General features: G+C 58.6%; 18 protein-coding genes. 12 read left to right on the top strand and 6 right to left on the bottom strand.

Going from position 1 to position 17,813, the window contains the following annotated elements:
- Positions 1 to 31: 31 nt before the first annotated feature.
- Positions 32 to 1,384 (bottom strand): aminotransferase class III-fold pyridoxal phosphate-dependent enzyme, encoded by a 1,353-nt coding sequence (locus FIL88_RS08790; protein ID WP_142853362.1) that lies wholly within the window; start codon positions 1,382 to 1,384, stop codon positions 32 to 34.
- Positions 1,381 to 2,187 (bottom strand): IclR family transcriptional regulator, encoded by an 807-nt coding sequence (locus tag FIL88_RS08785; RefSeq protein WP_142853361.1) that lies wholly within the window; start codon positions 2,185 to 2,187, stop codon positions 1,381 to 1,383. The genes FIL88_RS08790 and FIL88_RS08785 overlap by 4 nt, the downstream gene beginning before the upstream one ends.
- A 174-nt stretch (positions 2,188 to 2,361) precedes the next feature.
- Here FIL88_RS08785 and FIL88_RS08780 point away from each other — a divergent pair, with 174 nt between their 5' ends.
- The 8 genes from FIL88_RS08780 to FIL88_RS08745 all read left to right on the top strand — a co-directional run bounded on the left by FIL88_RS08780 (position 2,362) and on the right by FIL88_RS08745 (position 9,676).
- Positions 2,362 to 3,303, top strand: a complete 942-nt coding sequence (locus FIL88_RS08780) for a tripartite tricarboxylate transporter substrate-binding protein (protein WP_142853360.1) — start codon at positions 2,362 to 2,364, stop codon at positions 3,301 to 3,303.
- Positions 3,304 to 3,380: 77 nt separating this feature from the next.
- Complete coding sequence (locus tag FIL88_RS08775) at positions 3,381 to 4,070, top strand: tripartite tricarboxylate transporter TctB family protein (RefSeq protein ID WP_142853359.1); 690 nt, start codon at positions 3,381 to 3,383, stop codon at positions 4,068 to 4,070.
- Positions 4,071 to 4,077: 7 nt separating this feature from the next.
- Entirely contained in the window at positions 4,078 to 5,718 is a 1,641-nt protein-coding gene (locus FIL88_RS08770; protein ID WP_142853358.1) for a tripartite tricarboxylate transporter permease, read from the top strand.
- A complete protein-coding gene (locus FIL88_RS08765; RefSeq protein WP_142853514.1) occupies positions 5,601 to 7,067 on the top strand; it encodes an aldehyde dehydrogenase in 1,467 nt (488 codons plus the stop codon). The genes FIL88_RS08770 and FIL88_RS08765 overlap by 118 nt, the downstream gene beginning before the upstream one ends.
- Positions 7,064 to 8,296 carry a Tm-1-like ATP-binding domain-containing protein gene (locus FIL88_RS08760; protein WP_142853357.1) on the top strand — a complete coding sequence of 411 codons (1,233 nt, stop codon included), beginning with the start codon at positions 7,064 to 7,066 and terminating at the stop codon, positions 8,294 to 8,296. The genes FIL88_RS08765 and FIL88_RS08760 overlap by 4 nt, the downstream gene beginning before the upstream one ends.
- 74 nt (positions 8,297 to 8,370) lie before the next feature.
- A complete protein-coding gene (locus tag FIL88_RS08755) occupies positions 8,371 to 8,820 on the top strand; it encodes a 5-carboxymethyl-2-hydroxymuconate Delta-isomerase (RefSeq protein ID WP_142853356.1) in 450 nt (149 codons plus the stop codon).
- On the top strand, positions 8,765 to 9,196 hold the full coding sequence (hpaR, locus tag FIL88_RS08750) for a homoprotocatechuate degradation operon regulator HpaR (protein WP_142853355.1): 432 nt from the start codon (positions 8,765 to 8,767) through the stop codon (positions 9,194 to 9,196). The genes FIL88_RS08755 and hpaR overlap by 56 nt, the downstream gene beginning before the upstream one ends.
- A gap of 90 nt (positions 9,197 to 9,286) precedes the next feature.
- Entirely contained in the window at positions 9,287 to 9,676 is a 390-nt protein-coding gene (locus FIL88_RS08745) for an acyl-CoA thioesterase (protein WP_142853513.1), read from the top strand.
- 688 nt (positions 9,677 to 10,364) lie between these two features.
- Here FIL88_RS08745 and ettA read toward each other — a convergent pair.
- The gene (ettA, locus tag FIL88_RS08740; RefSeq protein ID WP_142853354.1) at positions 10,365 to 12,020 is read right to left on the bottom strand and encodes an energy-dependent translational throttle protein EttA; all 1,656 of its coding nucleotides are present in this window, start codon (positions 12,018 to 12,020) and stop codon (positions 10,365 to 10,367) included.
- Positions 12,021 to 12,095: 75 nt separating this feature from the next.
- Between ettA and mgrA the strand changes: the two genes are divergently transcribed.
- The 3 genes from mgrA to dacB all read left to right on the top strand — a co-directional run bounded on the left by mgrA (position 12,096) and on the right by dacB (position 15,299).
- Complete coding sequence (gene mgrA / locus FIL88_RS08735; protein WP_142853353.1) at positions 12,096 to 13,127, top strand: L-glyceraldehyde 3-phosphate reductase; 1,032 nt, start codon at positions 12,096 to 12,098, stop codon at positions 13,125 to 13,127.
- Positions 13,128 to 13,142: 15 nt separating this feature from the next.
- On the top strand, positions 13,143 to 13,739 hold the full coding sequence (locus FIL88_RS08730) for a nicotinate-nucleotide adenylyltransferase (protein ID WP_142853512.1): 597 nt from the start codon (positions 13,143 to 13,145) through the stop codon (positions 13,737 to 13,739).
- 81 nt (positions 13,740 to 13,820) lie between these two features.
- The gene (gene dacB / locus FIL88_RS08725) at positions 13,821 to 15,299 is read left to right on the top strand and encodes a D-alanyl-D-alanine carboxypeptidase/D-alanyl-D-alanine endopeptidase (protein ID WP_322788893.1); all 1,479 of its coding nucleotides are present in this window, start codon (positions 13,821 to 13,823) and stop codon (positions 15,297 to 15,299) included.
- A gap of 47 nt (positions 15,300 to 15,346) precedes the next feature.
- On the opposite strand, the gene FIL88_RS08720 is transcribed toward dacB, so the two are convergent.
- Together FIL88_RS08720 and FIL88_RS08715 are read right to left on the bottom strand one after the other, a co-directional pair.
- Positions 15,347 to 16,045, bottom strand: a complete 699-nt coding sequence (locus FIL88_RS08720) for a glutathione binding-like protein (RefSeq protein ID WP_142853351.1) — start codon at positions 16,043 to 16,045, stop codon at positions 15,347 to 15,349.
- 201 nt (positions 16,046 to 16,246) lie between these two features.
- On the bottom strand, positions 16,247 to 16,654 hold the full coding sequence (locus FIL88_RS08715; protein WP_142853350.1) for a helix-turn-helix domain-containing protein: 408 nt from the start codon (positions 16,652 to 16,654) through the stop codon (positions 16,247 to 16,249).
- A 64-nt stretch (positions 16,655 to 16,718) separates the two neighbouring features.
- Here FIL88_RS08715 and FIL88_RS08710 point away from each other — a divergent pair, with 64 nt between their 5' ends.
- Positions 16,719 to 17,210 carry a DUF2938 family protein gene (locus FIL88_RS08710; RefSeq protein WP_142853349.1) on the top strand — a complete coding sequence of 164 codons (492 nt, stop codon included), beginning with the start codon at positions 16,719 to 16,721 and terminating at the stop codon, positions 17,208 to 17,210.
- A gap of 102 nt (positions 17,211 to 17,312) precedes the next feature.
- On the opposite strand, the gene FIL88_RS08705 is transcribed toward FIL88_RS08710, so the two are convergent.
- On the bottom strand, positions 17,313 to 17,735 hold the full coding sequence (locus FIL88_RS08705; protein WP_142853348.1) for a tellurite resistance TerB family protein: 423 nt from the start codon (positions 17,733 to 17,735) through the stop codon (positions 17,313 to 17,315).
- Positions 17,736 to 17,813: the final 78 nt, after the last annotated feature.

The following is a 17,813-nucleotide window of genomic DNA, read 5'->3' as shown; positions in this document are numbered from 1 at the left end:
ATTGGGCGGCCTTGTCGTTGATTGGAATGACTTAAAGCGCAGCAAAACCAGCTTTCAACGCGTTCAAAATCGTCTGCACATCGTCCGAACTTAGCACCAGCGGAGGTGACATGATGACGTTCGGGCCGGATACGCGTACCATCGCGCCGTTCTGATAGGCGACCTCTTGCAGGGTGCCGATGGCCTTCTTGTCGATAGGCGCTTTCGTGGCGCGGTCCGACACCAGCTCTAACGCGCACATCAGCCCGTGCCCGCCACGCACATCGCCCACGATGTCGTTGGCGGCGGCAATCTCCTGCAGACCTGCGAACAGCTCGGCCCCGCGCGCGGCTGCGTTTTTGTTCACCTTCAGGCGTTGGGTTTCGGCCATGCAGGCCACGGCGGCGGCGGCCCCGACGGGGTGGCCCGAATAGGTATAGCCATGACCGATATTGGCAGCACCAGTCGTGTCCCTTTCAAAGGTTTCAACCACATGATCCGCGATCATCACGGCACCAAAGGGGAAATAGCCATTGGTGATCGCTTTCGCCGTGCACATGAAATCAGGCTGCACGCCCCAGTACCGACTACCAGTCCAGCCGCCGGTGCGGCCGAAGGCGGTAATAACCTCGTCCGCGATCAACAGAATGCCGTGGCGCGAGCAGATCTCGCGCACGCCGGGCATGAAGCTTTTATGGGGCGGGATGACACCGCCAGCGCCCAGAATGGGCTCCATGATCATGGCGGCGATTGTGTTCGCACCTTGGAACGCGATCTCGTCTTCCATCGCCTGCAGACACAGCTGGGCCAGACGCTCGGGATCCGTCTCGTTGAATGGGTTGCGATAGGTATAGGGCGCGGGGATGTGATAGCATCCGGGCAGAAGGGGCTCATATTGGGTGCGGAAATTGGCGTTTCCGTTTACTGATGCGCCACCCATATGCGTGCCGTGATAGCCCTTCTTTAGGCTCAGAAACTTGGTGCGGCCCGTGTTTCCCTTCACCTTGTGATACTGACGCGCCAGACGGAGCGCCGTTTCCACACTGTCTGATCCACCCGACGTATAGAATGCACGCGTCAGCCCGTCAGGAGCGAAGAAATCACGCAGGATCTCTGACAGTTCGATCACCTTGTCATTCGTGGTGCCGCGGAACGTGGAATAGTAGGGCAGGGTGTCCAGCTGGGCGGCGATGGCGTCCTTGATAGGCTGGTTCGAGAAGCCAAGGTTGACGTTCCAAAGCCCGCCAACCGCGTCGACAACTTCGTGACCATCCACATCGGTGATTTTCACACCAGACGCGCCGGCGATGATGGTCGGAGGATTGTTCAGACTATCGGCAGGATGCGCCATGGGATGCCAAAGCGACCGGGCGTTTTTCTCTTTCAGGAAGTTGGAATCTTTCATGTCAGCTCGCTTTCTGCAGCAGGGGCTGCGAGATCAGGAAGGGGGAACGTGTCAGGGGGGAAGCCACCCAGCACGCGCGTCGTGCGCCGTGCCGCATGGGCAAGTTCGGTTTGAATGGTGGTGCGCAATGTGTCGGTCATGCGTGATACAGGTGCCGCAACTGCCATCGCGCCGATACAATGCGATGTGGCATCGAATATTGGTGCAGCATGGGAATGAACATCTTGTTCGAAGCCGCCAATGGATTGGGCCATCCCAACACGACGGATTTGTGGCAGTTGGGCCCGAATGGCCTTGGGGTCGGTGATGGTCTCGGATGTGCGAGCCACCAAGGGTTTGTTCAGCACTGTGTCCACAAATGACGTGGGCGAAAATGCAAGTACAGCCAATCCGGATCCGGTTGAATGCAGCTCAAGCACCTCGGCATCTTCCATCATCACCATGGTGCCATGCAGATGCGCATAGCTATAGGCAAGGTTGGACAGGACATCACCGTTCAGCAGCGACATATGTGCAGTTTCTCCGGTCACTTCGCTGAGTGTTTTCAGCTCTGCCATGACCAATTCGCGCATCGGCACTGCTTTTTCACGCAGCGCTGCAAGGCGCAGAAAGGCAGGGCCGAGACGATATTCACGGCCTGCGCCCACTTGTTCAACGAATCCATGCGAGGCCAGTTCGCTCATAAGGCGATGCACCGTAGCCTTGTTCATTCCGGACAGTCGCGCAATGTCGCTTAGCCCAATCTGTGGCGTGGATCGGCTGAAATAATTTAGCAACGACAGTGCCTTAGAGGCGGTTCCCATTCGGTGTCTCTTGTGTTTTGCGCGGTGCCCATACGGGGGGTGCCGCGATTTTCTGTTCACATGTTCATTGTTTTGTTGACAGGAATTACCCGCATCTGTCAATCTATTTTAAAACCAATGGTTCAAATAATGAACCGGCTTGAAGATCAGACCTGACGCAATAGGGAGACCGTCATGAACACCAAATCCATTCTGGCTGGCGCGCTGGCCGTAACCGCAACCATGGTCGCCGCACCTGCCATGGCCGAATATCCGGAAAAGCCGGTCAGCTTCATCGTCCCGTGGCCTCCCGGTGATCTGGAAGACGTGCTGACCCGCATGATTGCCGAGGATTTTCAGGCCGAGTACGGAGTCTCGGCGGCTGTTGTGAACAAACCCGGCGGCGGCGGTGGTCCGTTCCCCGGCGCGATCGACGTGGCAACGGCTCCGGCTGACGGTTACACAATTGGCAGCTTCGTTCCCGCCGTGCCCGTGATCGGCCACGAGATCGGTATCGACGAGTTGGCCCCGGCCAAGTTCGACCCGATCGGCATCTTCCTGACCTATCCCTTCGTGGTCGCGACCTCGGGCGATGCGCCCTATAGCTCGATGGAAGAGCTGGCCGCCTATGCCAAGGAAAACGACGTGGCGCTGGGCCATTTTGGCGACGTGCTGACACCGACGCAGGTGACAAAGGCTTACGCAAAGAATGCCGGTTTCGAGTGGGGCTCGGACGCCGCATTTGATGCGCTTGACTGTAATACGCTGGCCTCGGGCGATGCGGATGTGATCAACACCACGCTGCAACTGATCCTGCCCTGCTTGGAGGATGTCAAAGTCCTGATGGCCGTCACGGACGAGCGTATCAGCCTTGTGCCGGATACGCCCACCATCGGCGAGTTGGACCAACAGCTGAACATCGCCCTGTGGAACGGTCTGTTTGTGACCAAGGACACGCCGGCTGACGTGCGCGAGAAAATCGCAGCAGTCGCCGCGAAAACCGTGATGAGCGAGCGTGCGCAGGCCGTCGCCAAGGAAACCGGGGCACTGGTTTACTGGATGGACGCCGACGCCTCGGCCGCGCGGATTGCGGCGGATCAGGAAACCGGCGCTGTCATTAGCGGTATCCTTGAATAACCTAAGCTGACACGATCTTTCGCGGGGCTGGCTTTGGCTGGCCCCGTGTGACGCAAAAGCCCCGGAAAGCGCCCGATATGAGCGACGAAATCACAGAACATCCCGACCGGCCACAGCGCGGTCAGGTGTTGTTCGCGGCCTTGTTTTTGATCTGTGCCACGCTTTTGTTGGCAGCCATTGAAGATCAAACCAAGTGGCTGAAAGGCAAAGACTTCTTCGCGCAGCCTCGGTTTTGGCCAGCGATTGGTGTGGGGGGCATGGTGGTGTTCACCGCGCTGCATTTCTGGCATTTGCCACGCAAGCCCCGCCTTTTGCCGCGTTGGATGCGCGAAGCGGATTGGTTCCAATGGGCCGAAAGCCTGTCTTGGGCTGTGCTGGCGATTGGGTTGGCGCTCTGGCTTGGCCCCATTGCCGCGGCCCCCTTTGTGTTTCTGGTCGCGATTATCCGCGTGACATGGCTGTACCAACATTGGACCGACCGGCGCGAAGCCAAGATTTGGGCGTCTGTCTTCGAATGGGCCGGTTGGTTCCTGGCCTATGTGCTTTTGGTGCCGCTGATTGGCTATCTGCCGGTCACCATCGCGTTCTCGTTGATCCTGACATGGCGCGTTGGCTATCGCTCTCGCCTGATGATGTGGAGTGCGGGCATCTTCGCTGTTCTGGTCGTTCTAATCTTCAAAAGCTTCCTGCAAGTGAAGATCCCCGGCGCGACGATTTATGAATATCTTCCGGGCGCGCTGCGTTCGTTCTTCATCCTGAATTTCTGAGGGCAGCATGGACCTGATCTACGATTTCCTTGCACAGGTGCAGGCCAGCTCCTCGGTTCTGGCGCGCTGGGATGTGGTGCTCGCGCTGCTTGTTGGCTCTGTCGGCGGCGTTCTGATTGGTGCGATCCCCGGCGTTGGCCCGGCTGTGGCCATCGCAATCCTCTTGCCCGCCACCTTCAGTATGGACCCCATTGTGGGCCTGACCGTGCTGTTGGGCATCTATGGCAGCTCGATGTATGGCGGGTCGATACCTGCGATCCTGATCAACACGCCGGGCACGGCGGTGAATGCGCTGACAACCTATGACGGATACCCGATGACAACGCGGGGCGAGGCGCGGCGTGCGTTGTCATTGGCCTATAGCTCGTCTTTCTTTGGCGGCATCTTCTCGGTCGTCTGCCTGATCTTCTTCGCGCCCATTCTGGCGAAAATCGCCCCGATGTTTGGCTCGCGAGAGATCTTCTTGGCGGCGCTTCTGGGCATCATCCTTGTCGTAACCGCGCACCGCAAACACACGCTGATTGCCGCCGCTATGGCGTGCTTTGGCATCTGGCTGAACACGATCGGCCTGCACCCGGCGAGCTATTCAAAACGCTATACGTTTGACCAAAGCTGGCTGTCGGGCGGAGTTAATCTGATCGTTGTCGTTCTGGGCCTGTTTGCACTGAGCCAAGCCTTCACACTTCTTCACGGCGACGACGAAAAAGTGCGCCTGACCAAGTTAAAAGGCAGCTTCTTTCAGGGTTTCCGCGAGTTGGCCCGCCATCCGCGCATCGCGGGCATCTCGGCCACGTTTGGTGTGGTGATGGGCATGATCCCTGGCGTGGGCGAGTTCACCGCGCAATTCATGTCCTATACCTACGCGCAGAAGTCGTCGAAACGGCCCGAGGATTTCGGGCATGGCTCTTCCGAGGGACTGATCGCGGCGGAGACCGCGAACAACGCCGTTCCCGGCGCCGCCATGGTGCCGCTTCTGGCACTGGGCATCCCGGGCGAGGCGTTGACGGCGATGATGCTGTCCGTTTTCTATGTCCACAATGTGATCCCCGGCCCGCAGCTCTTCCAAAACGATATGGATTTTGTGGTGGCGCTTTATCTTGCGCTATTGATCCTGAACGTGCTGGTGGTGGCCTTCCTGTTGGTCGCGACAAACCAGCTGATCAAGGTGGTGAAAATCCCCAACCGGTTCCTTGGCGTCTGCATCCTGATCCTCAGCTTCGTGGGGGTCTATTCGCTTCGCAACTCGCTGACGGACTGTATCATCGCCGCCGGTTTCGGCATCTTTGGCTTCATCATGAAACGCATGCAACTGCCCGTCGTGCCCATCGTGTTGGGCATGGTTCTGGGCGGCATTATGGAAGTGAAACTGCGCAGCGCGATGGCGCGCGTGAAGACCCCGCTTGATTTCATTGATCGCCCGATCGCGGCGATCCTGTTCGGAATGATTGTCCTTGTCCTGCTCCTGCATTTCCGCCGGGTCTGGCTGGACTATAAAGAAAGAAAGACTGACGAATGGCAGACCAGTCACGCATCAACGAGCTTTCCCGCAATCCTGTCGCGCCGCAGAAACTATATATTGACGGAGCGTGGCAAGACGCTGAGGGCGAAGCGCAAGACGTTCTCTCGCCGATTGACGGGCAAAGACTGACCACGATTGAGCGGGCATCCGCTGCGGATGTTGATCGGGCCGTTGCGGCGGCACGTCGAGCCTTTGACGACGGGCGTTGGTCGCGCGCGGCCCCGGCGCATCGCAAGAAGGTGCTGCACAAGCTGGCGGATCTGATCGAGCAGAATGCTCTGGAACTGGCGGTTCTGGGCGTGCGCGATAACGGGACCGAGATCGGTATGGCCCTAAAGGCCGAGCCGGGTTCAGCGGCGGGAACCTTCCGCTACTATGCCGAGGCGTTGGACAAGGTCTATGGTGAGATTGCTCCGACGGCGGGCAATGTGCTGGGTTTGGTGCATAAGGAACCCGTGGGCGTTGTCGGCGCGATCGTACCGTGGAACTTCCCGTTGATGATTGGCGCGTGGAAATTGGCGCCTGCGTTGGCAGCGGGGAACTCGGTGGTGTTGAAACCGGCGGAAACGGCCTCTTTAACATTGCTCAGGCTGGCCGAACTGGCGGCTGAGGCTGGCCTGCCGGATGGCGTTTTGAACGTCGTCACCGGGGCGGGGTCCGTCACCGGCGAGGCGCTGGCCTTGTCGATGGATGTGGACGTGTTGGTCTTTACCGGGTCTGGCGGGGTGGGGCGCAGGTTGTTGGAATACTCGGCACGCTCGAATCTGAAACGCTGCTATCTGGAGCTGGGCGGCAAGTCCCCCAACGTGGTCTTTGCCGACGCCCCAGATCTGGAACAGGCGGCAAAGGTTTCCGCCGCTGGGATCTTCCGCAACGCGGGGCAGGTCTGCGTGGCCGGGTCTCGGTTGCTGGTAGAAGAGAACATTCATGACGAGTTTGTCGAGGCGCTGTCTCGTCATGCAGCTGCGATGAAGGTAGGCAACCCCCTGGATCTGAACACCAATATCGGTGCCGTTAACAACCTGACCCAATTGGAAGGCAACCTGAACTTCGTCACCAAGGCCGTCGAAGAAGGTGCCGAGATTGCGCTGGGTGGCTCGCGTATCATGGAAGACACAGGTGGCTATTTCATGGAGCCGACCGTTCTGAAAGGCGTGAAGCCGCAAGACAATGTGGCCCAGAACGAAGTGTTCGGTCCGGTGCTGGCCGTCACGTCGTTCAAGTCAGACGAAGAAGCCGTTGCCATGGCCAACTCCACGAAATTTGGTTTGGCCGCAGGGGTTTGGACGTCGAACCTGTCACGCGCGCATAACATGGTGCGCGACATTCAGGCAGGCGTCGTGCACGTGAACACCTATGGCGGCGCGGATGGCACGGTGCCCTTGGGCGGCGTCAAGCAATCGGGCAACGGCCATGACAAATCGATGCACGCGTTCGACAAGTATTTCGACCTCAAGACAGCATGGATGCAGCTATGAGCGATAAGGTAATTCTGGTCGTCGGGACCTATGACACCAAAGATGACGAGCTGAACTATATCGCCGATGTGATCCGGGCGCAGGGTGGTGGCGTGGCCACGATGGACATCTCGGTTCTGGGCGATCCAAGCGCGCCGTGCGACTATTCCAAACATGACGTGGCCGAGGCGGGTGGGTCGTCTATCCAAGCCGCCATCGACAGCGGGGACGAGAACACGGCCATGCAGATCATGGCGCAGGGGTCTGCCGCTCTGGCGTTGAAGCTCTATCGTGAAGGCGTGTTCGACGGGTTGATCGTGCTGGGTGGAACCATGGGCACGGATGCGGCGTTGGATCTGTGTCAGGCATTGCCGATTGGGGTGCCGAAATACGTCGTGTCCACCGTTAGTTTCTCGCCCTTGATCCCGCCAGAGCGCTTGCCAGCGGACGTGCAGATGATCCTGTGGGCGGGCGGGCTTTATGGGTTGAACTCGATCTGCAAAGCGTCGTTGTCACAAGCCGCTGGTGCCGTTCTGGGTGCCGCCCGCGCGGTCGAGAAACCGGACTTTCAAAAGCCACTCATCGGTATGACCAGCTTCGGTAAAACTGTGCTGCGCTATATGGTCAGCCTGAAACCGGCGCTGGAAAAACGCGGGTTCGAGGTCGCCGTCTTCCACGCAACAGGCATGGGCGGAAGGGCGTTCGAAAGCCTTGCGGGCGGAGGTGCTTTTGCGGCCGTTCTGGATTTCGCCCCGCAGGAACTTGGCAATCACATCATGGGGTCCACTATCTCGGCGGGCCCGGACCGGATGACCAATGCGGGCGCGTCTGGAACGCCGCAGATGGTATCCATCGGCTGCTATGACCTTGTGGATTTTATCGGCTGGCAGGACGCCCCGCCGAAGCTGAAGGGCCAAGAAGTGCACGCCCATAACCGGCTGCTGTCTTCGGTTATGATGACGCCTGAGCAGCGGCGCGAGATGGCGCAGGCCATGTGCATTCAGCTGGCCCTCGCAAATGGCCCAGTGAACCTAATTCTACCTCTTGAAGGCGGCAATGAATGGGACCGCCCGGGTGGCCCGCTGCACGATGCCGACGGGCTGGCGGCTTTCGTTGATGAGATCCGCGCGCATTGCCCGGACAATGTGACCCTGATTGAGTTGGACAGCCATATCAACGACGCGGCATTCTCGGATCGGGTGCTGGCCGAGTTTGACGCGTGGGTCGCAGCGGGGGTACTTAACACCTGAGACAACTTGTTGCACCTGCAATGATTTGCAATTTCCCAACGTCCGGTATTTATTACCAGTGTTAAGGAGTGAACATGCCGCATTTGTCATTTGAATACAGCAACGGGCTGGGCCAACAGGCAAACTTGCCTGTGCTGGCCGAAACCATGCGCGCCGCTTTGGTCGCCACGGGGCAATGCCCCATCGGCGGTATCCGCGTGCGTGGGTTTGAAGCCGATGTTGATGCCATCGGAGACGGGGCAGGCGGGTATCACTTCGTCGATATGATCCTAAGGCTTGGGCAGGGACGGGACGAGGCCACGCGCGAGGCCATCGCCGACACCCTTTACAGCGCGGTTGAGGACGCGCTGCGCCCGCAGTTGGGCGATACGCCCTTTATTCTAAGCCTTGAGGTTCAGGAAATTGAAACCCGCTTTAGCCGCAAAAGCTGGAGCACGATCCACGCGGTTATCCGCGAAAGGACCCAAGATGACACTGAAGAAACTCGATCGCGCGCTGCCTCTGGCGCTCCTCCACGCCCGTGAGGCGACCCTCAAGCCCTTCCGGCAGGAGCTGGATGACATCGGCCTGACCGTCCAGCAATGGCGCGTCATCCGCGTTCTGGCAGAAGGCAAACCCTGCTGCGCCACCGAATTGGCCGAGCGCTGCGTTTTGATGCCCCCCAGCTTGTCGCGCATCCTGAAAACCCTGACCGAACGCGGGTTGATCGAGCGGATCGAGGACACCGACGCACGCCGCCGACGTGTGCAGATCACCACGGAAGGCTGCCGGCGGTACACCGCGATGTCGCAAAAAGCGGCTGGCATCTATGAGGATTTGGAAGAGAAGTTCGGGGCCGAGAAGATGGAAACGCTTCTGGATCTGTTGAACGAGCTATACGACGTCGCACGCGCGGCCTGATAGGGGCATAACGTAAGGACCTCCTTGCGCGGGGCCTTGGTGCAGCTTACCCAAAGGGAAGCAATGAACGAGGCCCCAATGTCCACCAAGATGTCTGATACTCAATCCGCCCCCGAAGGCGACATCATCCTGCGCACGCTTGCCATGCCCAAGGACACCAACGTGGCAGGCGACATCTTCGGCGGCTGGGTCCTGTCCCAAATGGATATTGCAGGTGGCGTCTTGGCCGCGGAATACGCAGGCGGGCGTGTGGCGACCGTTGCGGTGGACGCGATGAAATTCATCTCTCCGGTCAAAGTGGGGGATGTGCTGTGCCTTTATGGCGAGGTCACGAAGGTCGGTACCACGTCAATGTCCATCACGCTGGAGGCGTGGTCGGAACGCGATCGCGGCCGGTCCAAACACAAGGTGACCGAGGGCGTGTTTGTGTTTGTCGCGTTGGATGAAGAGGGTCAGCCGGTGGCAGTGGAGAAGGGGTAGCGTTTGCCTATTGCCCTTTCGTCCGGTCGACAGACCGGACAACGCCCCGCTGATCGGCAGGTGATTGCTTGGCAATTGCCGAGAGATGACCCTCCCCGTCGTTCCAGAGGCACGCAAAGCAATTTTGCTGGAGGCACGCCTTCGGCGTGACAGGGCGTTCCGCCCACCTAGGGTCAGGCGATGTCCTATGGGTGAAAAGAAGAGGGGCGGCCCGAAGACCGCCCGACGTTAAAGGAAGAATCCTAGTATTGTCAGCAAGAGAGCAATGGTTCCGATAACGTCGCCATATGACACTCGCCCCTCTATTTTGTATGAAAATCGCATTGGAATTGTCCTTAGCGATGCTCATGCGCACGAGCGTTAAAGAACACTCAGTGGATTATACTGCCCTTGCTAGCAGTTCGAGTAACCGTTCGGCCGATTGGTTGCTCGGTCGGCAGCCACCCGCTCAGATTATTCGCAGCTCCGCCGCGAGTCCTGTCGGACCGCCTTAGCCTACTTCCCGCAAAGGTTTCGACATAGCACCGCTAAGCGCTTTTCGAGAGGGCAGCCCACAGGGCCGCCGCGACTCGAACAACTACTAGATGGTTAGTGTTGTTCGTCAATTCAAGGGTGCGCGAACGCGGATTTGAAGTCAAATCCGCTGCCTCGCGCTGATAAAAAAGGCCCCGAAATTGGGGCCCTTTGTTCATCTCGTAAACTTCTTATGCTTCAAGCGCTTGGGCTCCAGCGCGTCCGGGCCCAGCCTGCGCTTTTTGTCCTCTTCGTAATCCTCGAAGTTGCCTTCGAACCATTCCACATGGGCGTCGCCTTCGAAGGCCAGGATGTGGGTGCAGATACGGTCAAGGAAGAAGCGGTCGTGCGAGATGACGACGGCGCAGCCGGCGAAATCCACCAGTGCGTCTTCGAGTGCGCGCAGGGTTTCCACGTCCAAGTCGTTGGTCGGTTCGTCGAGCAGCAGCACGTTGCCGCCCTCTTTCAACAGACGCGCCATGTGCACACGGTTGCGTTCACCGCCTGACAGCAGGTTCAGCTTCTTCTGCTGGTCGCCGCCTTTGAAGTTGAAGCTGGAGCAATATGCGCGGGAGTTCACCTGCGCGTCGCCCAGTTCGATGATCTCGGCCCCGCCTGAAATGGCTTCCCAGACGGTGTCGCCATCGTTCAGGTCGTCGCGCGACTGGTCCACATAGGACAGTTTCACGGTGTCGCCGAGTTCCACAGTGCCTTCATCGGGCTGTTCCTGACCGGTCAGCATCTTAAAGAGCGTCGATTTACCCGCGCCGTTGGGGCCGATGACGCCGACGATACCGCCGGGGGGCAGGCTGAAATCCAGCCCTTCAATCAACAGCTTGTCGCCCATGGCTTTCTTCAGGCCTTCGACCTCGATCACCTTAGATCCCATTCGGGGGCCGTTGGGGATGACGATCTGGGCACGGCCGACTTTGTCACGCTCGGACTGGCCGGCCATTTCGTTATAGGCAGCGATACGGGCTTTGGATTTGGCCTGACGGGCTTTTTGGCCTTGACGCATCCATTCCAGTTCGCGCTCCAGCGTTTTCTGTTTGGATTTGTCTTCGCGGGCTTCCTGTTCCAGCCGTTTGGCTTTCTGTTCCAGCCACGCCGAGTAGTTGCCCTCGTAAGGGATGCCCGATCCGCGGTCGAGTTCAAGGATCCAGCCGGTGATGTCATCCAAGAAGTAACGGTCGTGAGTGACGATCAGGATGGTGCCCTTATAGTCGATCAGGTGCTGTTGCAGCCACGCGATGGTTTCAGCGTCCAAGTGGTTGGTCGGTTCGTCCAAAAGCAGCATGTCAGGCGCTTCCAGAAGCAGCTTGCACAGCGCGACGCGGCGTTTTTCACCACCCGACAGGGTCGTGACGTCGGCGTCATCGGGGGGGCAGCGCAGTGCCTCCATCGACACATCAATCTGCGCGTCCAGATCCCACAGGTTCTGTGCATCGATCTCGTCTTGCAGCTTTGCCATTTCCTCGGCGGTTTCGTCCGAGTAGTTCATGGCCAGTTCGTTATAGCGCTCAAGGATGGCTTTTTTCTCGGCCACGCCCTGCATGACGTTGCCGCGCACATCCAACGACGCGTCCAGCTCGGGCTCTTGCGGCAGATAGCCGACTTTGGCCCCCTCAGCGGCCCATGCCTCGCCCTGAAATTCCTTGTCGATGCCCGCCATGATGCGCATCAGCGTCGATTTACCGGTGCCGTTCACACCAACAACGCCGATCTTCACGCCGGGCAGGAAGCTGAGGCGGATATTCTCAAAGCATTTCTTGCCACCGGGATAGGTCTTGGACACCCCGTCCATGTGGTAAACGTACTGATATGCGGCCATGTTGCGCGTCCTCGTGTTTGACTTCCGGTTGTCTTAGCCAGACAAAGGGCGCAGGGCAATCCCGAAGGAGCAGTTATGACCTATCATCCCGCTGAAGATCGCTATGAAAAGATGGAGTATCGGCGCTGTGGCGCGTCCGGGCTGAAGCTGCCCGCGATTAGTTTGGGGTTGTGGCACAATTTCGGACATGACTTTCCTCATGCGACGAAGCAGGCGATTTGCCGGGCGGCGTTTGATCACGGGATTACGCATTTCGATCTGGCCAACAATTACGGCCCGCCCGCAGGCAGCGCGGAAGAAGCGTTTGGAGAGATCCTGCGCAGTGATTTCGCTGGGTTTCGTGATGAGTTGATCATCAGTTCCAAAGCGGGGTACGACATGTGGCCCGGCCCTTACGGAGAATGGGGCAGCCGAAAATATCTGATCGCATCCTGTGATCAAAGCCTGAAACGCATGGGCGTGGACTATGTCGATATCTTCTATAGCCACCGGTTTGATCCAGATACGCCGCTTGAAGAAACTATGGGTGCGTTGGATCATATTGTGCGCTCGGGGCGGGCACTTTATGTGGGGATTTCAAGCTATAACAGTCAACGCACCCGCGAGGCTGTGGCGATCTTGAAAGATCTGGGCACGCCCTGCCTGATCCATCAGCCAAGCTATAATATGCTGAACCGTTGGGTCGAGAGGGACGGGTTGAAAGATACCCTGTCCGAGCTGGGCGTGGGATCCATTGCCTTTACACCGCTGGCGCAGGGGCTTCTGACCGGGAAATATCTGAAGGGTATTCCGGCGGATAGTCGCGCCAGCCAAGGCAAGTCTCTGGCGCGTGATCTGGTGTCCGATACCGTCGTTGAAAGCCTGCGCGCGCTGGCAGCGATTGCTGAACGGCGCGGGCAGACTTTGGCACAGATGGCGCTTGCATGGGTTCTGCGCGAGGGGGGGATCACCTCGGCGCTGATCGGTGCCTCACGGCCCGAACAGGTCGTGGATTGTGCTGGCGCAGTAGCGCGTCTTGATTTCACAGATGATGAACTGGTCGAGATCGACGCCTGTATCAATGAAGAGACCGCGAACCTGTGGGCCGCGTCGTCGGAAACAGACTAAGCCCCCTTGTCTACGATGCGTCACAACTTCCCATATGCGCGGCCCGGTCAGGTCATTGGTCTTTTGGGGGGATCGTTTGATCCCGCCCATGAAGGGCATGTGCACATCACGCGTGAAGCTCTGAAACGGTTCGGGTTGGATCAGATCTGGTGGCTGGTGACGCCCGGCAATCCATTGAAGGAACACGGGCCGGCACCGTTGGCGCAGCGCGTGGATCATGCGCGCGACGTGATGCAGCACCCGCGGGTGAAGGTCACGCAGATCGAGGCCTATACCGGCACGCGCTATACCGCTGAAACGCTTGAGAGGCTGATCACGCTTTATCCCGGTGTGCAATTCATTTGGCTGATGGGGGCCGACAATTTGGCGGATTTCCATCGGTGGGAGCGCTGGGATTGGATTATGTCGAACGTTCCCGTGGGCATCTTGGCCCGGCCAGGGGATCGCGGGGCGGCCAGAATGTCCAATGCGGCACGCAGATTTCGGTTGGCTCAGATTCCGGGGCGACAGGCCAGCAAATTGCGCATGTCGCACGCGCCTGCATGGTCCTTGGTGAATGTGCCCATGCTGGATGTCTCGTCTTCCCAGATCCGCGCGCGTGGGGACTGGTAGACCGATCGGAAATAACATGCCCGTGGGTGGGTTTCTGACTTGATTGCACCGGGGCCAGACGGTTAACTCGCCCCCATGACGATGACCTTTTCACGACGCGCATTTTTGGTTGGACTCGGAGCAGGCGTTTCAACGCCCGCATGGTCAAACGCACCTGCGACCTCGCTTTTTCCAGAACCAAAACCTTGGGATTATGCCAAGAAAAGTCTTCCTTCGGTCGATGCTTTGGTGTCGGCAACTGCGCTGGGGGGGAAGATCGGGTTTATGGTGGCGGACGCCCGCACGGGTGAGGTGCTTGAGGTGCGCAACCCCGTGCTTCCTTTGCCGCCGGCAAGCGTGGCCAAAGCAGTTACGGCGGCCTATGCGCTTGACACATTGGGCGCAAATCACGTGTTTCAAACGCGTTTGGTTGCGACTGGTCCTGTGCAGGGTGGACTGGTGCAGGGGGACCTGATCCTTCGGGGTGGAGCCGATCCAACTTTGGATACGGATGCGCTGGCGCAGATGGCAAAGGATTTGCATGCGCAGGGCGTGAAAGGCATCACCGGACGGTTTTATGTGAACGGAACCTATTTGCCGTATCAGCGGGTGATTGATTCAGGTCAGCCAGATCACTTGGGGTACAACCCCTCGATCTCTGGGCTGAATTTGAACTTCAACCGGGTCCATTTCGAATGGAAGCGCGACGGACAAAGCTGGAACGTGGCGATGGACGCACGATCCGAGACATTGCGCCCAGCCGTGAAAGTTGCACGCATGCAAGTTGTGGATCGCAAGTCGCCCATCTTCACGTATCAGGACGCGGCGGGCGTGGACAGCTGGACCGTGGCGCAGGCCGCGCTGGGCAAGGGCGGGTCGCGGTGGCTGCCGGTGAGGCGCCCTGACATCTATGCTGGCGAGGTGTTTCAGGTACTTGCACGTGGGCAGGGGGTAAAACTGCCACGGCCCGAGATGCAATCGGGGGAAGCGGCGGGCATGACGTTGGTCACGCATTCTTCGGTGCCAACCTCGGATATTGTGCAGGGAATGCTAAAGTATTCGACGAACCTGACGGCCGAGGTGGTCGGGCTTGCCGCAAGCGTCAAGTCGCGTGGGGCGCCACGGGATTTGGATGGCTCAGCAGCCATGATGTCGGACTGGGCGCATGAGGTGCTGGGCACCAACCGTCTGCGGTTTGTTGATCATAGCGGGCTAAGTGATCAGTCGATCGTGACGGCACGGGATATGGTCAAGGCGCTGATATCTTTGGGGCCGGACGGAGCCCTTGCCCCGCTGCTGAAAAACATCCCGCCGAAATCCGAGCTGCTGCCCAACGGCGGCAATCATGTGATCCGTGCCAAGACGGGCACGTTGAATTTCGTGTCGACCTTGGCGGGGTACGTCACCGCACCCAACGGCCGCGAGCTGGCCTTCGCGATCTTTACCGGTGATTTGGAACGCCGCGCTGCAATCCAACGCGCCGCACGCGAGCGGCCAAAAGGGGCACGTGTTTGGAGCCGCCGATCACGGCGTTTGCAGCATGATCTGATCGCTCGCTGGTCCGTGCTGTTCGGAACGTAAAAAAGGGGCCATGTGGCCCCTTTGGTGTTTAAGAAAAGCCCGCAGCTTTAGGGTTTCGGTGGCATGTCCACTGCGATCTTTGACGCTGGACGATCCGCGCATGCCGTGTGCCAGCGTAGCACGTTCGGGAAGCTTTCAAGCTCCAAGACGTCACTGGCATTATACGCGGTGAACAGCGCGCGGACCCAGGGCCAAATGGCGATGTCTGCGATCGAATATTCGTCACCGGCCACAACCTCGCGCCCTTCCAGTCGCTTGTCCAACACACCCAGCAGGCGCTTGGCTTCGTCGCGATACCGTTCCATGGGACGCTTGTCTTCGATCTCTTTCCCGCCAAACGCATAGAAGAAGCCAAACTGACCCAGCATTGGGCCAAAACCGCCCATCTGCCACATCAGCCATTGAATGACTTCCGCGCGTTTCGCCGCGTCGGTGGGCAGAAACTTACCTGATTTTTCAGCCAGATAAATCAAAATGGCACCGGTCTCCCACAAGGGGAGTGGTTTGCCGTCTGGCCCGTTGGGATCAATGATCGCGGGGATCTTATTGTTGGGGTTCAACGACAGGAACTCGGGTGTGAACTGATCGCCGTCCATGATCGAGACGCGATGCGCTTCGTATGGCAGCCCAGTTTCTTCCAACATGGCTGAAACTTTCACACCGTTCGGCGTGGGCAGTGAATAGAGCTGGATGACGTCCGGCTGCGTGGCAGGCCAGCGCTGGGTAATCTTGAAATCTTGCAGCATGGATCTTCCTAAATGTTATGCGTTCAGCAGCATGAGTAGGTCGAGGTCTTCAAACCTCTGGGGGTGCTGCGTTGATGCTGGATATGGTGTGCGTGACGGCGCGTTTCAATCGCGTGCAGTTCACCGATATGTCATGTCCAATTCGGTTGCATAGTCGGCGAGGCGATGACTTGGTAGCCGCAAGCGGGCGATCAAAGACTTTCATGTCAAAGGTCGCGCGGAATGCGTGGCCTTAAGCAGGTTTTGGAAGCGCGGACACTCCAGATGCGATGGCGCGGTACAGGCCGCAATATGATCCAAAAGGGCCGCTGTCGTGTGCAAATCCTTTGCTTGCATGCGCAGGTCGTCAGCTTGTCGGCGTAGCTCAGAAGGGCTGAGCTTCAATACGCCGTCGCGAGGGCGAAAGAGCTCTGCGATTTCGTCAAGAGAGTAACCTGCCTTTTGACCCAATCTAATTAGTGCGAGCTGGGTCAAGACAGTGTCATCATATTGACGCCGCAGCCCATTGCGGCTGTCGGAAGCGATGAGCCCCCGCTTTTCATAATACCGCAGAGTTGATGCGGTTAGGCCGCTGCGCTCGGCGACCTCGGCAATGTCCAGAACATACATGTTGACTTAAACCTGACTTCAAGTTGCAGGGATAGTGCGGGATTCATCAAAGAAAGGAAAGCCTATGAGTTTCGTCGAGACCCTGATCGCAGGAGGCACCCTTGGCTTATGTGCAACGATAATCATGGATGTGGTCGCAGTTTTGCGCCAAGGCTGGGGTGCAACCAACGGGTTTTATTGCTTGGTAGGGCGTTGGATCGCAAGGGTTCCAGATGTCGGATTTGTACATCAAGATATTCGCGCTGCGCACACTGCACACTTCGAGGCGCCGCTTGGATGGGGTGCGCATATTTTGCTTGGGGCGCTTTTCGGAGTGGCTTTTCTGGCGATGTTTGGACCGTCTGCGGTGAAAGTGCCGCAGATCTGGCAAGGGTTAAGCTTTGGGCTGGCGACCGTTCTGGTGCCGTGGCTGGTCTTTCAGCCTTTGTTTGGCTGGGGAATTGCCGTCGCGAAACTGCCCAATCCCTGGAAAATGCGCTTGAAAAGCGTGATCACACATGGCGTGTTTGGTCTGGGGCTGTGGGTAAGCGCGATCCTTCTGAACCTAGCCGCTTGACTGAAGCTTGCCTGTCGACGACGACTGTCAGGCCGGCGCGGCTGATCGAGTCTCGATCTGTCGAGCGCATGCTGCCCGCCGAAAACCGGCGGGCAATCCGGCTTACAACGTCATGTGCCGCGCCCGTGCGCCGCGTTCGATGGCTGCGGCGTGTAGGCGGTCAATGTTCAGCTCGTACCGGATCTCTTCCAGAATACGCAGCTCGGGTCCCTGCAGTACGCCATCAGCGGCGGCTACATCGCAGGCCAGCGCATAGGCCGTTTCCCACAGATCTTCCGGCAGGTTGTCGCGGACCAACCCGAACAGCGCGTCCAAGCCGTCTTCGACCGCGAAAAGATCAAACACGGTTTGCGAGACGGTTTTGAAACGGTCCGGGTCATAGGTGGCGAAGACGGGCAGGTGGTTGACGATCCGCTCGATGGTCAACAGCTCGGCCGAGGTAATGTGTTCATCCGACGCCGACACAGCCATCATCACGGCAATCAGGCTGTCTTGTGGGGTCAGGGAATGGGGAATGTCTTGCACGTTGGGCTCCTATTCGTTGCAGTGCAGAATATTGACCCCGATGCCCCTAGGCAATAGGGAGAGGGACTTAGGGGCACG

This window comes from Aliiroseovarius halocynthiae (assembly GCF_007004645.1).
Lineage (GTDB): Bacteria > Pseudomonadota > Alphaproteobacteria > Rhodobacterales > Rhodobacteraceae > Aliiroseovarius > Aliiroseovarius halocynthiae.
This window is presented reverse-complemented; position numbering and strand designations above follow the sequence as displayed.